We start from the raw sequence: 16167 nt of genomic DNA on the forward strand, positions 1-16167 counted from the left end.
CGGCTCCGGATCGCCATCGTGCGCATCCCGGAATAATTCCGGCCATCGCGATTCTCCGGGACATATCAAACGGATGTCGCAGTTTCTCGAAGTCTTCCGGCCACCCTTCGGCGCGCCGGACGCAGCCCTGCCGTCGGGGAAGAGGTATCGCGTGATCGATCGGACGACCACTTGGGCCCGCCGTCTGGCGCCGTTCGCCTGCACGGCGATCGTCGTGCTGTCGCTCCTGCCGGGAACCTATCGGCCCCACACCGGCGCCTCCGGCAATTTCGAGCACGTCCTCGCCTATGCCGGGACCGGCCTCCTGCTGGCGCTCGGCTGGGCGGTGGCGCGGACCTGGCGCGGCCCGGTGTTCCTGTCCGCAGCCGCGGCGCTCCTCGAGGTGGCGCAGATCTGGATTCCCGGGCGCAGCGCCGGCCTCGACAACTGGGCGGCCTCGACCTTCGGAGCGACCCTCGGCGTCGTCCTCGCCGCCGCCTGGGTGCTGCGGCGCAACCGTTGAAGCGACGCCTTGGCAGCCGGGGAGGGGCTGGAAACCGCCCGCAGACCCCCGACTTGCGACGGTCTTTCCATATCGCGGCGAATGAGTTATCCGATTTAACAAGGAAGTAACCGTCGCGCGTGAATCATGGGGTGCGATCGGGGATCCGACGGATCCGCGAGCGCCTCGAAGATGCGACGACGGCGAACGCTCGAAGCGACGCCCGCGTTCCGACCGAGGTTCCGCCGCCGACCCGAAAGGTCCGGCTCCGGCACCGGGGGATCCGGAACCACGAGAGGAACGACGATGCCCAAGGCGAAACGCACCTCGACGGGACGACGCCTCTCGGTGTCGGGATCGGCCGTCGTGCTCGCCTCGGTCCTGGTTTCCGGTTGTTCCACCGTCCAGCGTATCGCCTCGCTCTCCGACGTCGAACCGATCGAGCGAGTGGTCGGCCCGCACGATCCGGTCACTCCCGGCGGTGGCCGCTATCAGGTCGGTCGCGCCTATTCGGTCGGCGGCCGCACCTATGTGCCGCGCGAAGATCCCAACTACGATTCGACCGGCATCGCTTCGTGGTACGGCGGCGATTTCCACCACGGCACCCGCACCGCCAACGGCGAGGTCTACGACCGCGGCACCCTCAGCGCCGCCCATCCGACGATGCCGCTGCCGTCCTATGCCCGCGTCACCAACTTGCGCAACGGCCGCTCGATCGTCGTCCGGGTCAACGATCGCGGCCCCTATGCCGCCAATCGGATCATCGACGTCTCCGAAAAGACCGCCGAATTGCTCGACATGAAGCGCCACGGCGTCGGCGGCGTGCGCGTCCAATACATCGGCCGGGCCGGCCTCGCCGGTTCCGATCAGCGCGTCCTCGCCGCCACCCTGCGCGGCCCCGGCATCGTCCCCGGCCTCGACGAGCGTCGCTTGCTCGCTTCCGCCGACCTGCCCGCCGGCCCGCGCCGCGACCAGCCCGCCACCACGGCGCCGACGCTGGTCGCCGATGCCGGCCCGATCCTGCCGCCGGCCGCCGCCGGCAACGTCTTCGCCAGCCGCATGGCGCCGCCACGCCCGCCGGTCCTCGCCGCGGCCCTGGTGCCGACCACCGATGCCGCCTCGTTCGAACTCGCCGGTGTCGACGCCAAGGCGATGCGTGCCGCGATGGCCGCCCTGCCGCGCCCGGCGGCGAGTTCCGCCGAGGTGATCGCCTCCAATCTACCGGCCGCTTCCGGCGCACCGATGTCGATCCTGCCGCAGCCGGACGTCCCGGCGAACGCCGCGGCCTATGCCCCGGTCGCCGTGCCGCTGCCGAGCCCGCGCTCGTCCTTCGTCGCCGAATCGCGCATCGCCGCCGCCCACGCGATCTTCGCCGGGCTCGAGGGCGGCACGCGCTTCTCCGAACTCGCCGGATCCGGGCCGACGACCCGCTGATCGCCGTTCGCGCCGTGATCGGGGTAGCCGAAGCGTCTGTTGTCTTATCTCGAAACCGGAGTCCTTCGCGTCGCTCGGGCCTGACTTCCGCTGTCGTCCCCGGCGAGCCCGAAGGGCGAGGGAAGGGGACCCAGAAGCCACACGGGAAACGCCGAAGATTCGCCAGCATACCCCCGTGGATCCCCTTCCCCTCCGCCGGCTTGCGCCGGCTCCGGCCGGGGATGACGGCCGAGGGGCGGGCAGAGTCATGGAGTCATGTTGATATACCCCTGTGCTCCCAGGGGCGCGCCCTCTCATCCCGCGCGGTCCTGCCCGCCATCCTTCGGTTGGCCGCGGCGGCTCGCCTCTCCTATACTGTGGCGAACGAGGAATCGCTCGGGACGGCCGCTCCGTCGGGCGGCGTCGACGAAGGATGGGCATCCGCATGACGGCAAATGTTTCGGCACGCGGTCCGCGCGGGGTCATCGCCCGGCTGGCCGCCGCAGTGCTCTGTCTCGCGCTGGTCGGCGCGACCAAGCCGCCGGCCAAGGCGCCGGGGAAGACCGGCTCGACGCCGGCCGCCGCGGCGGCCATGGACACCAAGGCCGACATCGCGCTGCTGGTCGACTACGCCACCGGCACGACGCTGTTCGAGAAGAACGCCGAACGCTCGTTCCCGCCGGCCAGCCTGACCAAGATGATGACCATGGCGGTGACCTTCCGCGAGATCGCCGAGGGCCGGCTGTCGCTCGACGGTGAATTCCCGATCTCCGAACACGCCTGGCGCACCGGCGGCGCGCCGTCGCACACCTCGTCGATGTTCGCGCCGATCAACTCCAAGGCCAAGATCGTCGATCTGTTGCAAGGGGTGATGATCCAGTCGGCCAACGACGGCGCCATCGCCATCGCCGAGGGCATCGCCGGCACCGAATCCGCCTTCGCCGACCTGATGAACCGACGGGCCAAGGAGATCGGGCTGGAGAACTCCAACTTCACCAATCCGACCGGGCTGCCCGATCCGGCCAATCGCTCGACCGCTCGCGATCTGGCGGCGATCGCCCGCCACCTGATCACCGACTACCCCGACCTCTACAAGTTCTATTCGCAGCGCGAATTCACCTACAACAAGATCCGCCAGCTGAACCGCAACCCGCTGCTCGCAGAGGGGCTCGGCGCCGACGGCGTCAAGACCGGCTACATCAAGGAGTCGGGCTACAACATCGTCGGCTCGGCGGTGCAGAACGGCCAGCGGCTGATCGTGGTGATCGGCGGCGCGGCGACCGAGAAGGAGCGCGGCGAGGACGCCCGCAAGCTGCTCGACTGGGGCTTCCGCACCTTCGAATCGGTGCGCCTCTACGGCGCCGGCGAGAGCATCGGCGAGGCGATGGTGTTCGGCGGCACCGCCAACGGCGTCAAGGTCGCCGCCGCCAAGAACGTCGACATCCTGATCCCCCGCGGCAATCGCGACAAGCTGCGCGCCCGGGTGGTCTACACCGGCCCGATCAAGGCGCCGATCGCCAAGGACCAGCCGATCGGCAAACTGGTGGTCACCCGCAACGAACAGGTGATCCAGGAGATCCCGGTCGCCGCGGCGGAGTCGATCGAGGTCGGCACCTTGCGACAGCGCGCCGTCGACGGCACCCGCGAACTGCTGATGGGTCTGCTGCGGCGATGAGCGGCCCGTCCGAGCCGCCGCCCGCCGGCGCCGAAGCGCCCGATCGCCCGATCCGACGCGGGCGGTTCGTCACCTTCGAGGGCGGGGAGGGGACCGGCAAGTCGACCCAGATCGCCCGCCTCGCCGATCGCCTGCGCGCCGGCGGCCTCGACGTGGTGGCGACCCGCGAGCCCGGCGGTTCGCCCGGCGCCGAATGCGTCCGCCACGTGCTGCTGTCGGGGGGCGCCGAGGCCTTCGGGCCGCTCGCCGAAGCGATCCTGTTCGCCGCCGCCCGCGCCGACCACGTCGACACCACGATCCGCCCGGCGCTGGACCGCGGCGCCTGGGTGCTGAGCGATCGCTTCTACGATTCCGCCCGCGTCTACCAGGGCGCGGACGGCGCGGTTCCGGCCGCCACCCTCGCCGCGCTCGAGGATGCCGCGGTCGGCGACACCCGCCCCGACCTCACGGTGCTCCTCGATCTGCGCGCCGACATCGGCCTCGCCCGCGCCGCCGCCCGTCGCGGCGCCGCCACCGTCGATCGCTTCGAGCGTGAGGCGGTGGCGGTCCACGAGGCCCGCCGACTGGCCTTCCTGAAGCTCGCCGGGGCCGAACCGGAGCGTTTCCTGGTGGTCGACGCCGCACGCGACGCCGCGGCGGTCGCCGAAGCGGTGTGGAATGGTCTATGCTCGCGGCTCGGTCGGCCCACCGCGCCCTGACCGGCCCGTTCCTCCCACCCCCAGAGACGTCCGCATGGCCCAGCGCCCCACCTCCGTCGCCGAGGCGAGTCCCGAGATCGACGCGATCGACGGGATGCCGCTGCCGCGTCGGCGGACCGATCTGATCGAACAGACCGCCGCCGAGGCGACGCTGCTCGACGCCTATCGCTCGGGACGGATCCACCATGCCTGGATCCTCGGTGGCCCCAAGGGCATCGGCAAGGCGACGTTGGCCTTCCGCTTCGCCCGTTTCGTGCTCGCCCATGCCGACCCGGCCGATCCGGCGGTCCTCGCGGCGCGCGACCTGTCGGTGCCGGCCGATCATCCGGTCGCCCGGCGCATCGCCGGCGGCGCCCACATGGACCTGCTCCACCTGCGCCGGCCCTGGGACGAGAAGAACAAGCGCTTCAAGACCGATCTGCCGGTCGACGAGGTCCGCCGCACCGTCGGCTTCTTCGGCTCGACCGCCGGGGAGGGGGGCTGGCGCATCGCCATCGTCGACGCCGCCGACGACCTCAACGGCAATGCCGCCAACGCCCTGCTCAAGGTGCTGGAGGAGCCGCCGCCGCGCTCGCTGTTCCTGGTGGTCGCCCATGCGCCGGGCCGCCTGCTGCCGACCATCCGCTCGCGCTGCCGACGCCTCGATCTCGAACCGCTCACCCCGCACGCCATCGCCGGCGCCCTGACCGAGGCCGGCATCGAGGGCGATCCGCGCCATTTCGCCGCCGCCGCCGATCTCGCCGACGGCAGCCTGCGCCGCGCCGTGACGCTGCTGCGCAGCGACGGCGTCACCTTGTGGCGCAACCTCGAGACGCTGATCGCCGGCGCCCCCGACATCGACATCCGCGCCGCTCATGCCTTCGCCGACCGGGTGGCGGCGCGCGGCGCCGACGACGCCCTCGACGTCGCCGTCGACTTCATGACCGACGTCGCCGGGGCACGTGCCCGCGCCGCCCTCGAGACCTCCGGCATCGATGCCGCGGCCCGCTGGGCGGAGGCCCACGACGCCGTCGGCCGCATCGTCGCCCGTTCCGAAGCGCTCAACCTCGACCGCAAGGCCGCGGTGCTGGCGTGCCTGCGGACCCTTGCCGAGGCGGCGCGGAATTGAGTATGCCGGACCCAGACCCTGTCGCCGGGCGCCGCCCGTCGACCCTCGAACCGGCGCGAGGCCCGATCGCCTCGCCCGAGGACCCCGAGACCATGACCCGACCGAAATTCTTCCTCACCACTGCGATCGACTATCCCAACGGCCGCCCCCACGTCGGGCACGCCTACGAGAAGCTCGCCACCGACGCGCTCGCCCGCTTCAAGCGGCTCGACGGCTTCGACGTGTTCTTCCTGACCGGCACCGACGAACACGGCCTCAAGATGCACCAGACCGCGGGCCGCGAAGGCGTGACCCCGCGCGAACTGGTCGATCGCAATTCGGCGGTGTTCAAGGACATGGACGCGGCGCTGGAGGTCTCCTACGACCGCTTCATCCGCACCACCGAGCCCGAGCATCACGCCTCGGTCCAGGAAGTGTGGCGGCGGATGGCGGCGGCCGGCGACCTCTACAAGTCGAATTACGGCGGTTGGTACTCGGTCCGCGACGAGGCCTATTACACCGAAGCCGAGACGGCGGTCGGCGACGACAGCATCCGCCGCGCCACCCCGACCGGCACGCCGGTCGAGTGGACCGAGGAGGAGAGCTGGTTCTTCCGCCTCTCCGCGTTCCAGGAGCGGCTGCTCGCCCATTACGAGGCCCATCCCGACTTCATCGGCCCCGACAGCCGCAAGAACGAGGTGTTGAGCTTCGTCAGGGGAGGGCTGGAAGACCTGTCGATGAGTCGCACCACCTTCGACTGGGGCATCCCGGTGCCGGGCTCGCCGGGCCACGTGATGTACGTGTGGGTCGACGCGCTGACCAACTACATCACCGGCGCGGGCTTCCCCGACGAGGCGTCCGAGGAGTACAAGAAGTGGTGGCCGGCCGATCTCCACGTGATCGGCAAGGACATCGTGCGCTTCCATGCGGTCTATTGGCCGGCCTTCCTGATGTCGGCCGGGCTGCCGCTGCCCAAGCGGGTGTTCGCCCACGGCTTCATCTTCAACAAGGGCGAGAAGATGTCGAAGTCGGTCGGCAACGTCGTCGACCCCTTCGATCTGGTCAAGGCCTATGGCCCCGATCCGGTCCGCTTCTTCTTCCTGCGCGAAGTGCCCTTCGGCCAGGACGGCAGCTATTCGCACGAGTCGATCGTCGCCCGGATGAACGCCGATCTCGCCAACGATCTCGGCAATCTCGCCCAGCGCTCGCTGTCGATGATCGCCAAGAACTGCGGCGGTGTGGTGCCGGTGCCGGGGCCGCTGTCGGCCGCCGACACCACGCTGCTCGAACGCGCCGATGCGCTGATCGGCGTGTCGCGCGCCGCCTACGACCGCCAGGAGATCCACAAGAGCCTCGAGGCGATCTGGGCGGTGGTCGCCGACGCCAACCGCTGGTTCACGGTGGAGGCGCCGTGGGCGCTGAAGAAGACCGATCCGGCGCGCATGGGCACCATCCTGTGGGTCACCGCCGAGCTCATCCGCATCGTCGCGCTGCTCGCCCAACCGGTGATCCCGGGCTCGGCCGGCAAGCTCCTCGATGCGCTGGCGCAGGCACCCGAGGACCGCGACTTCGCGGCGATCGGTCGGCGGTTGGTCGCCGGAACGGTGCTGCCCGCCCCGACGCCGGTCTTCCCGAAATGGGTCGACCCGGTCGAGGACGCGCCCCCGGTCGGGGAGCCGCGCCGCTGATGTTGGTCGACAGTCACTGCCACCTCGACTTTCCCGACTTCGTCGCCGATCTCGACGGGGTCATCGGCCGTGCCGCCGCCGTCGGCGTCGAGCGCATGGTCACCATCTCGACCCGCGTCCGGCAGTTCGACCGGCTGCGGGCGATCGTCGAAAACCGCGAGGAGGTGTGGTGCTCGGTCGGCACCCACTGCCACCACGCCGAGGAAGAAGCCGAGATCGGCACCGAGGAGCTCTTGCGCCTCGCCGAACACCCGCGCGTCGTGGCGATCGGCGAGGCCGGCCTCGACTTCCACTACGACTACAGCCCACGCGAGCGTCAGGAGACGAGCTTCCGCGCCCATATCGCGGCGGCGCGCACGAGCGGCCTGCCGCTGGTGATCCACGCCCGCGAGGCCGACGACGAGGTGGCGCGGGTGCTCGAGGAGGAGACGGCGATCGGCGCCTTCCCGGCGCTGCTGCACTGCTTCTCCTCGGGCCCGGAGCTCGCCCGCCGGGCGCTGGCGCTGGGGCTCAGCGTGTCCTTCTCGGGGATTCTCACCTTCAAGAAGTCCGAGGAGGTCCGGGCGATCGCCCGCGACGTACCGCTCGACCGCGTGCTGGTGGAGACCGACTCGCCCTATCTGGCGCCGGCACCGCACCGCGGCTGGCGCTGCGAGCCGGCCTTCGTGGTCGAGACCGCCCGCGTCCTCGCCGACGTCAAGGGCGTGACCCTCGAGGAGATCTCGCGGATCACCACCGACAATTTCCACCGCCTGTTCGCCAAGGTCGCCCCGCCCGCGGCGTGAGGCGACGAGAAAGGACGGCCCGACGTATGGCCGCGACCCTGACCTTCCGCATCCTCGGTAGCGGCTCTTCGCCCGGCAATCCGCGCATCGGCAACGACTGGGGCCGCTGCGACCCCAAGGAGCCGAAGAACCGCCGCCGACGCGCGGCACTGCTGGTCACCCGCACCGCGGCGAACGGGGCGATCACCCGCCTGTTGGTCGACATCGGCCCGGATCTGCGCGAGCAGATGCTCGACGCCGAGGTCGATTGGGTCGACGCCGTGGTGGTCACCCACGCCCACGCCGACCACACCCACGGCATCGACGACCTGCGCTCCTTCGTGCTCAACCGCCACCACAAGGTGACGATCTGGATGGACGCGCCGACGTCCGAGCGGGTGCGCGCGGCCTTCGCCTATTGTTTCGAGACCCCGGCCGGCTCGTCCTATCCGCCGATCCTCGACGAGCATCGCATCACCCCGGGCGTGCCGATCACCGTCGACGGGGAGGGGGGGCCGATCACCTTCACCCCCTTCCGCCAGATGCACGGCGACATCGAGAGCCTCGGCCTGCGCTTCGGGCGCGTCGCCTATTCGACCGACGCCGTCGGCTTTCCCGACGAGAGTCTGCCGTTCCTCGAGGATCTCGACGTGTGGATCGTCGATTCCCTGCGCCGACGGCCGCATCCCAGCCATTTCTCGGTCGACGAGGCGCTCGCCTGGATCGCCCGGATGCGGCCCGGCCGCGCCTGGCTGACCCACCTGCACAACGACCTCGATTGGGCGACGATGATCGCCACGCTGCCGGCGGGAGTCGAACCGGCTTGGGACGGATTGGAATTTCAGTCCGTCGTGGAATGAGGGGCGGGGGCCTTCGCTCGGTTGCCGACGGTTCGTCGGTGTGCGCCGACACCCTTGGTTTCACGAGATTTTCGGTGTCGTGACCGGTCGTCTTCGGGACGACTACAAGTCGTTTCCGCGATGGTCTGCGACGAGAGAATCGAAGAGCCGGGTCGTTCCGCGAGCTCCCGCGGGTTTCTTCTGTGACGGATCTCGGCGGCGGCGAGGTGCGCGTCGGAAAGCGAGCGGTGTTCGTTGACAGAACGGGGAGGCTCCCGGATGATCGTCGGAAATCGATCGTCGATCGCGGCCGCCGGGGCGGACCGGCGGCGAGGGATCCGACCGGAGGGGACGTCCGATGGCCCGTGTGACCAACATGCCGAAGGACATCGGCCATCCGCCGGTGTGGATCTGGGACGTCTCCGAGGCGGTCGGGCCGGGGCGCCCCAATCGCCGGCCCGACGTCGGGCTGGTCCAGGTCGCGCTCAACCAGATGATCCGCCCGAAGAACCTGCGCGACACGCGGCTGCCGTTCAACGCCGCGCCCGACGATCCGCTCAACGCCCGGCATCACGGCTTTCCGCTGCTCGACTTTCTCGAGGTCGACGGCTGGTTCGGGAAGGACACCGCCTATGCCATCGGCGCCTATCAGGCGGCGACCAACTACTGCGTCAACGACGGCGTGGTCAGCCCGGTGTTTCCGATGCTGGCGCGCGAGGGCACGCCCGGGTGGATCGCCGATCTCACCCGACGCACCATGTACCAGCTGAACTACGAGATCCTGCAGAACTACAAGGTCATGTTGCGCGAGAATTTGTTCCCGCCGTTCCTGCGCGACGCCACCCGCACCATGTGAGCGGCGCCCGCGGCGGGCTCGCAGCGGGTGCGTCGATCGGCCGAAGGGCCTCTGGTCGTCCGAGCGGCGCCCGGAGGGGCCTTCGGCGGCCGCGGGCCGAGCCCAGATCGGTCCTGTTGCCACGTCAAATAGGTTCCATAATCCATCTTATGCGAATGGAGCGTGTCAGGATGGCGGCTTCGGGATGCCTCTGGACGGCCAGCCGCACCCGTCGCCGGTCGCCATGATGCCGCCCCATCCCGCGCGCGATGTCGCGACGGAACCTCGTTCGCCACCGGGCACCCCGCCCGCGGAACCTCGACGGATCCGACGCCGCCTTTCGGAGTTCGCCATGCCCAAGCCCGACGCGACGCCCGCCCCGCGCCACCGCCGCCTTCCGTGGCAGGCGCTGGCGTTGCGCCCTCATCTCGCCGGAGCGATCGGGACCGCGGTCGCGGTCGCCGTTTCGGCGTCGCTGCTCGCCGCCTGGCGCTGGCCGACCGTCGTCCTGGTCGCCTGGAACGTCGGGGTCGGCCTGTGGATCGCCCTGACGCTGGCGATGATGGCGGCCTCCGACGACGCCACCACGCTGCGTCGCGCCCGCCGCCTCGACGAGAGCGCCGGCACCATCCTCGCCGCTGCGGTCCTGGCCGGCCTCGCCAGCCTCTCGGCGATCGTCTTCGAACTCGGCATCGTCAAGGACCTGACCGGCCTGCCCCGCGCCGGCCATGTCGCGCTGGCCGCCCTGACGGTGCTGACCGCCTGGAGCTTCATCCACGCGATGTTCGCGCTCCACTATGCCCACACCTGGACGCTGGGCGCGGCGAACGGCAACGGCGGACTGCGCATTCCCGGCGAGGATCACCCCGATTATTGGGACTTCCTCTATGTCGCGGTGGTGATCGGCACCTCCGGCCAGACCGCCGACGTCGAATTCACCTCGAAGCGCCTGCGCCGGATCGGGCTGGTCCATTGCGCCCTCGCCTTCGTGTTCAACACCACCGTTCTCGCCCTGACCGTCAACATCGCCGCCGGGCTGATCTGAGGGCCCCCTCGCCTCGCGCGCGTTCGATTCGGGGCGACATGGGCGCTCACGAACGGCGTGATCGAATCGATTGAATATTTCTGAGAAGCCGCATTTGCGACATGTTGACGCGGCCTCATACCGCGTCGTCGGCTGCGCCCTCCCCTCGGTCCGCCCGCGACCCGACGACTCGGTTGCCTTGTCGATATTTCCGGTTTCTACGGAGGAGCCCTTCGATGTCCGAATATTCAGCCAACGACGACGACGGCGTCAATCAATTGATCTGGTTACAGGAACGCGGCGACACCTGCGGTCCGGCCTGCGTCTACATGATCGAGCGCAATCGCGCCCAGGCCTCGCTGGTCGGCGGCGAGGTGCGGGTCCGGCAGATCACCGAGATGCTGCCCAACGGTTACAGCGAAGGCAACGGCACCGCCGACTACTCCGCGCTCGCCGCGGTGCTCAACACGGTCGGCATCCGCGCCGAAGCCCGCTTCGTCGGCAACATCTCCGCCTTCGTCGCCGCCGCTCCCTTCCCGTTCATCGCCCGCGTCGGATGGTCGGGCGGCGGCGGCCATTTCGTGGTCTGCACCAAGACCACCGGCTACGGCAACATGGTGGCGCTCGATCCCTGGTATGGGCTGATCCAGCCGCCCGTCTCGGGACTGCCGAGCTACCCGGTGCGCTCCGACGCCCGTCAGGGCATCTCCCGGCGCATCCCGATCATGGGTTCGCTGTCGGGCCACATGATCATCCTGACCTCCTGAGCCGAAGCGACGCCGAGGCCCGCGAGGGGCGCACCGATCCGCCCGGGCCGGGCCGTCGTTCCGCTCCCCTGGGCGGCGACACCCTGGCATGGGACGCCTTCGACTGAAATGTAGTGCGCACAACTGACATGCGGCGAGGCGACTGACATTTGCCGAGCGCCTCTGACATGGGGCAGCGCCCACCGACATGGACCCGTCGACCGCCGCGCCGGATCGGTGACGCGCGGGAGGGCCGCGGCGGCCCCCTCCCCGCGGTGCGCCTCACGGCGGCCGCACGGGCGCTCAGTCGGAATCGGGGCGGGTGTTGCGCAGGCTCTTGACCGTGCCGCGCTTCTTCTTGCCGTCGAGGCGGCGCAACTCGCTGCCCCAGGTCGGTTTGGTCGGCCGGCGCGGCGGCGGCGGCGGGATCGCCGCTTCGCGGATCAGCTCCAGCAGGCGCTCCAGCGCGTCGGCGCGGTTGCGCTCCTGGGTGCGGTGGCGATCGGCGCGCAGGATCAGCACGCCGTCGAGGGTCAGGCGCCGCCCGGCCAGCCGCGCCAGGCGCTCGCGCACGGCTTCCGGCAGCGACGGCGAACCGGCGACGTCGAAGCGCAGTTCCACCGCCGTCGACACCTTGTTGACGTTCTGCCCGCCCGGGCCGGAGGCGCGCATGAAGGTCTCGACCAACTCGTCGGGGTCGAGACGGATCGAACGGGTGACGACGATCGGCGGGCTCATCGGACGGCTTTCGCAAGGGAACGGACGGAGGAGGCTTCCCGCCCTCCCCGCGCCGCCGTCATATCACGCCGACCGCCCTGCCCGCACCCTCAGCTGCCGCCGAGCTTGTGATAGGCGCGCTTGATGCGCTGGTCGTAGTCGCCGAAGTCGTCGCCGTTGTAGAGCGTCGCCATGAAGGCGAAGTTCTTCGCCGCCATCGCCGGGATCATGCCGGCCTTCTTGATGCAGTAGCCGACGAAGGCGTCGAGTTGGCCCTTCTCGCCGGCCTTCATCGCCGCGACGAACTCGTCCACCGTGCCGTAGCCGCAGGACTTGAAATTGAAGCCCATCACCTGGAACATCCCCCAGGAACAGGCCTGCAGCGCGGCGTCGTGATCGAGCACGGTGGCGGTCTTGAGGGTTTCCCAGGCGGTGGCCTGATCGTGGTTGTTGGCCTTCCACTCCGGTCCGGCCTTCTTCTTGTAGGGGTAGGACAGCAGCGGGTGGGTCTTGTCGAAGCGGTGTTTCGACAGCCGGCGGAAGATGTGACCCTCGTAGGCGATGATCGGGCGCAGATCGGGACCGAAGCCGCTCTTGCCGCCCGATTCGACCTCGGCGAAGGCCTTGATCAGCAGCGGCGAGATGTCGTGGCCCATGCGATTCGCCGCCGCCTGGAAGTCGTCGTCGCTCAGGCGTGACGGCGAGCCGACCGGCAGGGCGATGCTGCGCTCGGACCTGTTCAGGGCCTGGATCGCCCGTTTGCCCGAGAGCAGCGACCAGGTCGGCCCCTGCACCGCGACGATACCGTCGGGGTGCCGCATGCCGACCACGACCTTCTGGAAGGTCCGGATCGCCGAAATCGTCGCGATCCCGCAATAGCCGTCGACGCGCAGCCGCGGATGGCGGCCCAAGAAATTGAATTGATTGAGATGGCCCTGGACGACCGTGACGTCCTCGGGGCGGTTGTGCTGATGATGCCCGACGTTTCCCGCCAGATTGAACATCGTCTGGACCTCGCATGGGGACAAGTCGCCGATCCTGTGATGGAACGCCCGCCTTGTCCAGCGGCGCGGCGCGGGGTCACCCGCACGCGAAGTCCTGCCAGGGCCGACGATCCGCTTTAGGATCGGCAAACGCCCGCACCGACTCGGGTGCCGCCGCCCTGCCCTGCCCCGACGCCGAGGAACCCGCATGACCCCGTCCCGCGACATCGACCGCCTGCTCGAGATCATGGCGCGGCTGCGCACCCCCGGCACCGGCTGCCCGTGGGACCTCGAACAGGACTTCGCGTCGATCGCTCCCTACACCATCGAGGAGGCCTACGAGGTCGCCGAGGCGATCGCCCGCGGCGACCGCCACGATCTCTGCGACGAGCTCGGCGATCTCCTGCTGCAGGTGGTGTTTCACGCCCGCATGGCCGAGGAGGAGGGAAGCTTCGACTTCGGCGCGGTGGTCGAAGCGATCACCGCCAAGATGATCCGCCGCCACCCCCACGTCTTCGGCAGCCTCGACACCCGCGAGGTGGCGGTGGCGCAGGACGCCTGGGCGCGGATCAAGGCCGAGGAGAAGGCGGTGCGCGCCGCGCGTCTCGCCGCCGAGGGCCGCGCCCTGCCGCCCGCCGGCCTCCTCGACGCGGTCGGCGTCGCCATGCCGGCCCTGACCCGGGCGGTCAAGCTCCAGGCCCGCGCCGGCACCGTCGGCTTCGACTGGAACGATCCCAGGGCGGTGATCGCCAAGATCCGCGAGGAGCTCGACGAGATCGAGGCCGAGATCGACACGCCCACCCCGATTCCCGCGCGGCAGGAGGACGAACTCGGCGACGTGCTGTTCGCGGTCGCCAATCTGGCGCGCCATCTGGCGCTCGATCCGGAGAAGGCGCTGCGCGGCACCAACGACAAGTTCACCCGCCGCTTCGCCCATATCGAGCGCCGCCTCGCCGAGGCCGGCCGCTCGCCTGCCGAGGCCTCGCTCGACGAGATGGAGGCGCTGTGGGTCGAGGCCAAGGGCCGGTGAGCCGCGCGAACGCCGCCTAGGGTGCAGCGAGCGCGGGACGCCGGGTCCGTGTGCCGGGGCGCCTCCGTCACCCGGCCCCTCCCCGCACCGGCGTCACCCGGTGGCCCGCGCAGCCCCTCCCCGGACACGAAGACGCCGGCCGCGGGGGGCGCGGCCGGCGTCGGAGCGATCGGCGAGACGGTCCGGGATCGCCCGGACCCCGGCTCACTTCAGGAGATCGTGCACGAACATCGAGGTGCCCGGCACCAGGGTGACGATCAGCAGGGTGATCCACAGCGCCGCCATGAACGGCCACATCGAGCGGACGACCTTGCTCACCGAGACTTCGCCGATGGCGCAGCCGAGGTAGAACGCGGCGCCGACCGGCGGGGTGTTCAGACCGATGGTGCAGTTCAGGAGCACGATGATGCCGAACTGAACCGGATCCATGCCATAGTGCATGACGATCGGCAGGAAGATCGGGGTGCAGACCAGGATGTGCGCCGCCATGTCCAGGAAGATGCCGAACAGGAACAGCGCGATGTCGACCATGATGAACACCACCCAGGGGGTCGTGCTGATGCTCGACAGGAATTCACCGGCGAGTTCGGCGACCCCGTAGATGCTCATCAGGTAGCCGAACATCGTGGAGATGCCGACCAGCAGCAGGACGATACCGGTGGTCTTGCTCGCCTTGGCCGCCGCCTTGAGGAAGTGCTCGAGGCTCAGGCTGCGATAGACCAGGACGGTCAGGAGCAGCGCATAGAGCACCGCCACCGCGCCGGCTTCCGCCGCCGTGAACACGCCGGACAGGATGCCGCCGACGATGATCACCATGATGAACAGGCCGGGCAGCGCCACCGCCAGCGAACGCCACACTTCGGTCCAGCCGGGGAACTTGCCGGCCGGATAGTTGCGCATGCGGGCGACGATGTAGGCGGTGAGCAGGTTGGCCACCGACAGCATCGCCGCCGGAACCGCGCCCGCCATGATCAGCGAGTTCATCGAGACGATGCCGCCGGCCGCCAGCGAGTAGATGATCATGTTGTGGCTGGTCGGCATCACCGCGCCGACCAGCGACGAATAGGTGGTGACGTTGACCGCGTAGTCGGCGTCGATGCCTTCGCGCTTCATCAAGGGGATCAGCGCCGAACCCATCGCCGAGACGTCGGCGACCGGCGAGCCGGACACGCCGCCGAACATGGTGCAGGCGACCACGTTGGTCATGCCGAGACCGCCGCGGACGTGGCCGACCATGGCCTTGGAACAGCGGATGATGCGATCGGCGATGCCGCCGTACATCATCAGCTCACCGGTGAAGATGAAGAACGGAATGGTCAGGAACGCAAAGACGTTCATGCCCGCGGCCATGCGCTGGAACACCACCGCGACCGGCAGGCCTTCGTAGAGCACCGTGGCGAGCGACGACAGACCGATGGCGAACACCACCGGCATGCCGACGATGAGTCCGAGGATGAAGGTCACGCAGAGAATGGTCAGTGCCATGACGGAATGACCTCCAGGTTCAGAACCCGAGCGACCACGCGCTCGACGGCGAACACCATGATGAGAATGCCGCCGAGGCAAAGGGGCAGATAGGTCCAGGCCTGCGAGATCGGCAGTCCGGGATTGACGTACTCCATCATCTCCCAGCTCAGGATGCCGCCGCCCCAGGTCATGAAGCCGCCGAAGACGATCATGCCGAGGTAGACGATGATGTCCGCGGCCTTGCGGACGATCGCCGGAGCGAAGGACAGGAGCGACTCCATGCCGATGTGGCGGCCGTCGCGGACGCCGACCGCGGCGGCGAAGCAGGTGACGTAGAGCACCAACACCAACGCCAGGATCTCGGTCCAGGTCGGCGAGTCGTTCATCACATAACGGCCCCAGATTTGGATCAGAACCGCCACGAGAATGATGTTGAGTCCGACCACCGCGATCTGCAGGCAGATCCGGGACAGGACGGCATGAAAGCGGAAGTAGGTCCCGAGAGCCCCCTGGGCTTCGGTCGTCTTCATGCGGGAAGGGGGCGGGGCCAGCGGTTGCGCAGCCATCCGTGAATCTCCTCGATTTCCATGATGTACGGATGGTCGGCGCCTACCCCCCGAAAGAGGATGCTCACCGACCATGCTCGTCTCGCCGAACGTCGCGCCCCGGGGTCTCGAACGAGATCACCGCGACGGGCGCCGGACGGGGCGGCCGGTCCGG

At 69.5% G+C, this 16167-nt stretch carries 16 protein-coding genes; 12 read left to right on the plus strand and 4 right to left on the minus strand.

Features of this window, described 5'->3' with window-relative positions; translation table 11 throughout:
• Window positions 1-151 precede the first annotated feature (151 nt).
• The 11 genes from EYW49_RS12685 (at window position 152) to EYW49_RS12735 (ending at window position 11271) form a co-directional block, all read left to right on the plus strand.
• A complete protein-coding gene (locus EYW49_RS12685) occupies window positions 152-502 on the plus strand; it encodes a VanZ family protein (protein ID WP_131309949.1) in 351 nt (116 codons plus the stop codon).
• 285 nt (window positions 503-787) lie between these two features.
• On the plus strand, window positions 788-1915 hold the full coding sequence (locus tag EYW49_RS12690; RefSeq protein WP_131309950.1) for a septal ring lytic transglycosylase RlpA family protein: 1128 nt from the start codon (window positions 788-790) through the stop codon (window positions 1913-1915).
• A gap of 424 nt (window positions 1916-2339) precedes the next feature.
• On the plus strand, window positions 2340-3569 hold the full coding sequence (locus EYW49_RS12695) for a D-alanyl-D-alanine carboxypeptidase family protein (RefSeq protein WP_131309951.1): 1230 nt from the start codon (window positions 2340-2342) through the stop codon (window positions 3567-3569).
• The gene (gene tmk, locus EYW49_RS12700; RefSeq protein ID WP_131309952.1) at window positions 3566-4267 is read left to right on the plus strand and encodes a dTMP kinase; all 702 of its coding nucleotides are present in this window, start codon (window positions 3566-3568) and stop codon (window positions 4265-4267) included. The genes EYW49_RS12695 and tmk overlap by 4 nt, the downstream gene beginning before the upstream one ends.
• 34 nt (window positions 4268-4301) lie before the next feature.
• Window positions 4302-5375 carry a DNA polymerase III subunit delta' gene (locus tag EYW49_RS12705; protein WP_131309953.1) on the plus strand — a complete coding sequence of 358 codons (1074 nt, stop codon included), beginning with the start codon at window positions 4302-4304 and terminating at the stop codon, window positions 5373-5375.
• A gap of 92 nt (window positions 5376-5467) precedes the next feature.
• Complete coding sequence (metG, locus tag EYW49_RS12710) at window positions 5468-7042, plus strand: methionine--tRNA ligase (RefSeq protein WP_131309954.1); 1575 nt, start codon at window positions 5468-5470, stop codon at window positions 7040-7042.
• Window positions 7042-7827, plus strand: a complete 786-nt coding sequence (locus tag EYW49_RS12715; protein WP_131309955.1) for a TatD family hydrolase — start codon at window positions 7042-7044, stop codon at window positions 7825-7827. The genes metG and EYW49_RS12715 overlap by 1 nt, the downstream gene beginning before the upstream one ends.
• A 26-nt stretch (window positions 7828-7853) precedes the next feature.
• A complete protein-coding gene (locus EYW49_RS12720) occupies window positions 7854-8666 on the plus strand; it encodes an MBL fold metallo-hydrolase (protein ID WP_131309956.1) in 813 nt (270 codons plus the stop codon).
• 337 nt (window positions 8667-9003) lie between these two features.
• Window positions 9004-9501 carry a hypothetical protein gene (locus EYW49_RS12725; RefSeq protein ID WP_131309957.1) on the plus strand — a complete coding sequence of 166 codons (498 nt, stop codon included), beginning with the start codon at window positions 9004-9006 and terminating at the stop codon, window positions 9499-9501.
• Between the two features lie 331 nt (window positions 9502-9832).
• On the plus strand, window positions 9833-10525 hold the full coding sequence (locus EYW49_RS12730) for a DUF1345 domain-containing protein (protein WP_131309958.1): 693 nt from the start codon (window positions 9833-9835) through the stop codon (window positions 10523-10525).
• A 215-nt stretch (window positions 10526-10740) separates the two neighbouring features.
• Complete coding sequence (locus EYW49_RS12735; protein ID WP_165498233.1) at window positions 10741-11271, plus strand: cysteine peptidase family C39 domain-containing protein; 531 nt, start codon at window positions 10741-10743, stop codon at window positions 11269-11271.
• Between the two features lie 282 nt (window positions 11272-11553).
• Here the strand turns inward: EYW49_RS12735 and arfB are convergent, their stop codons facing one another.
• Window positions 11554-11988, minus strand: a complete 435-nt coding sequence (arfB, locus tag EYW49_RS12740; RefSeq protein WP_131309960.1) for an alternative ribosome rescue aminoacyl-tRNA hydrolase ArfB — start codon at window positions 11986-11988, stop codon at window positions 11554-11556.
• Between the two features lie 89 nt (window positions 11989-12077).
• Window positions 12078-12971 carry an N-acetylmuramidase domain-containing protein gene (locus tag EYW49_RS12745; protein WP_131309961.1) on the minus strand — a complete coding sequence of 298 codons (894 nt, stop codon included), beginning with the start codon at window positions 12969-12971 and terminating at the stop codon, window positions 12078-12080.
• Between the two features lie 187 nt (window positions 12972-13158).
• Between EYW49_RS12745 and mazG the strand changes: the two genes are divergently transcribed.
• The gene (mazG, locus tag EYW49_RS12750) at window positions 13159-13980 is read left to right on the plus strand and encodes a nucleoside triphosphate pyrophosphohydrolase (RefSeq protein WP_131309962.1); all 822 of its coding nucleotides are present in this window, start codon (window positions 13159-13161) and stop codon (window positions 13978-13980) included.
• 204 nt (window positions 13981-14184) lie between these two features.
• On the opposite strand, the gene EYW49_RS12755 is transcribed toward mazG, so the two are convergent.
• Both EYW49_RS12755 and EYW49_RS12760 read right to left on the minus strand, forming a co-directional pair.
• Entirely contained in the window at window positions 14185-15465 is a 1281-nt protein-coding gene (locus EYW49_RS12755; protein ID WP_131309963.1) for a TRAP transporter large permease, read from the minus strand.
• Entirely contained in the window at window positions 15456-16013 is a 558-nt protein-coding gene (locus tag EYW49_RS12760; RefSeq protein WP_165498234.1) for a TRAP transporter small permease, read from the minus strand. Before EYW49_RS12760 ends, EYW49_RS12755 begins: the two co-directional genes overlap by 10 nt.
• Window positions 16014-16167: the final 154 nt, after the last annotated feature.

This window comes from Siculibacillus lacustris, assembly GCF_004328075.1.
In the GTDB taxonomy this organism is placed as follows: Bacteria; Pseudomonadota; Alphaproteobacteria; order Rhizobiales; family Ancalomicrobiaceae; genus Siculibacillus; species Siculibacillus lacustris.

Coding starts and splice junctions, on each gene's coding strand:
- EYW49_RS12690 (WP_131309950.1), top strand. CDS start 788: ATGCCCAAGGCGAAACGCACCTCGACGGGACGACGCCTCTCGGTGTCG.
- EYW49_RS12695 (WP_131309951.1), top strand. CDS start 2,340: ATGACGGCAAATGTTTCGGCACGCGGTCCGCGCGGGGTCATCGCCCGG.
- EYW49_RS12745 (WP_131309961.1), bottom strand. CDS start 12,971: ATGTTCAATCTGGCGGGAAACGTCGGGCATCATCAGCACAACCGCCCC.
- EYW49_RS12760 (WP_165498234.1), bottom strand. CDS start 16,013: ATGGCTGCGCAACCGCTGGCCCCGCCCCCTTCCCGCATGAAGACGACC.
- arfB (WP_131309960.1), bottom strand. CDS start 11,988: ATGAGCCCGCCGATCGTCGTCACCCGTTCGATCCGTCTCGACCCCGAC.
- EYW49_RS12755 (WP_131309963.1), bottom strand. CDS start 15,465: ATGGCACTGACCATTCTCTGCGTGACCTTCATCCTCGGACTCATCGTC.
- tmk (WP_131309952.1), top strand. CDS start 3,566: ATGAGCGGCCCGTCCGAGCCGCCGCCCGCCGGCGCCGAAGCGCCCGAT.
- EYW49_RS12715 (WP_131309955.1), top strand. CDS start 7,042: ATGTTGGTCGACAGTCACTGCCACCTCGACTTTCCCGACTTCGTCGCC.
- EYW49_RS12705 (WP_131309953.1), top strand. CDS start 4,302: ATGGCCCAGCGCCCCACCTCCGTCGCCGAGGCGAGTCCCGAGATCGAC.
- metG (WP_131309954.1), top strand. CDS start 5,468: ATGACCCGACCGAAATTCTTCCTCACCACTGCGATCGACTATCCCAAC.
- mazG (WP_131309962.1), top strand. CDS start 13,159: ATGACCCCGTCCCGCGACATCGACCGCCTGCTCGAGATCATGGCGCGG.
- EYW49_RS12730 (WP_131309958.1), top strand. CDS start 9,833: ATGCCCAAGCCCGACGCGACGCCCGCCCCGCGCCACCGCCGCCTTCCG.
- EYW49_RS12735 (WP_165498233.1), top strand. CDS start 10,741: ATGTCCGAATATTCAGCCAACGACGACGACGGCGTCAATCAATTGATC.
- EYW49_RS12720 (WP_131309956.1), top strand. CDS start 7,854: ATGGCCGCGACCCTGACCTTCCGCATCCTCGGTAGCGGCTCTTCGCCC.
- EYW49_RS12725 (WP_131309957.1), top strand. CDS start 9,004: ATGGCCCGTGTGACCAACATGCCGAAGGACATCGGCCATCCGCCGGTG.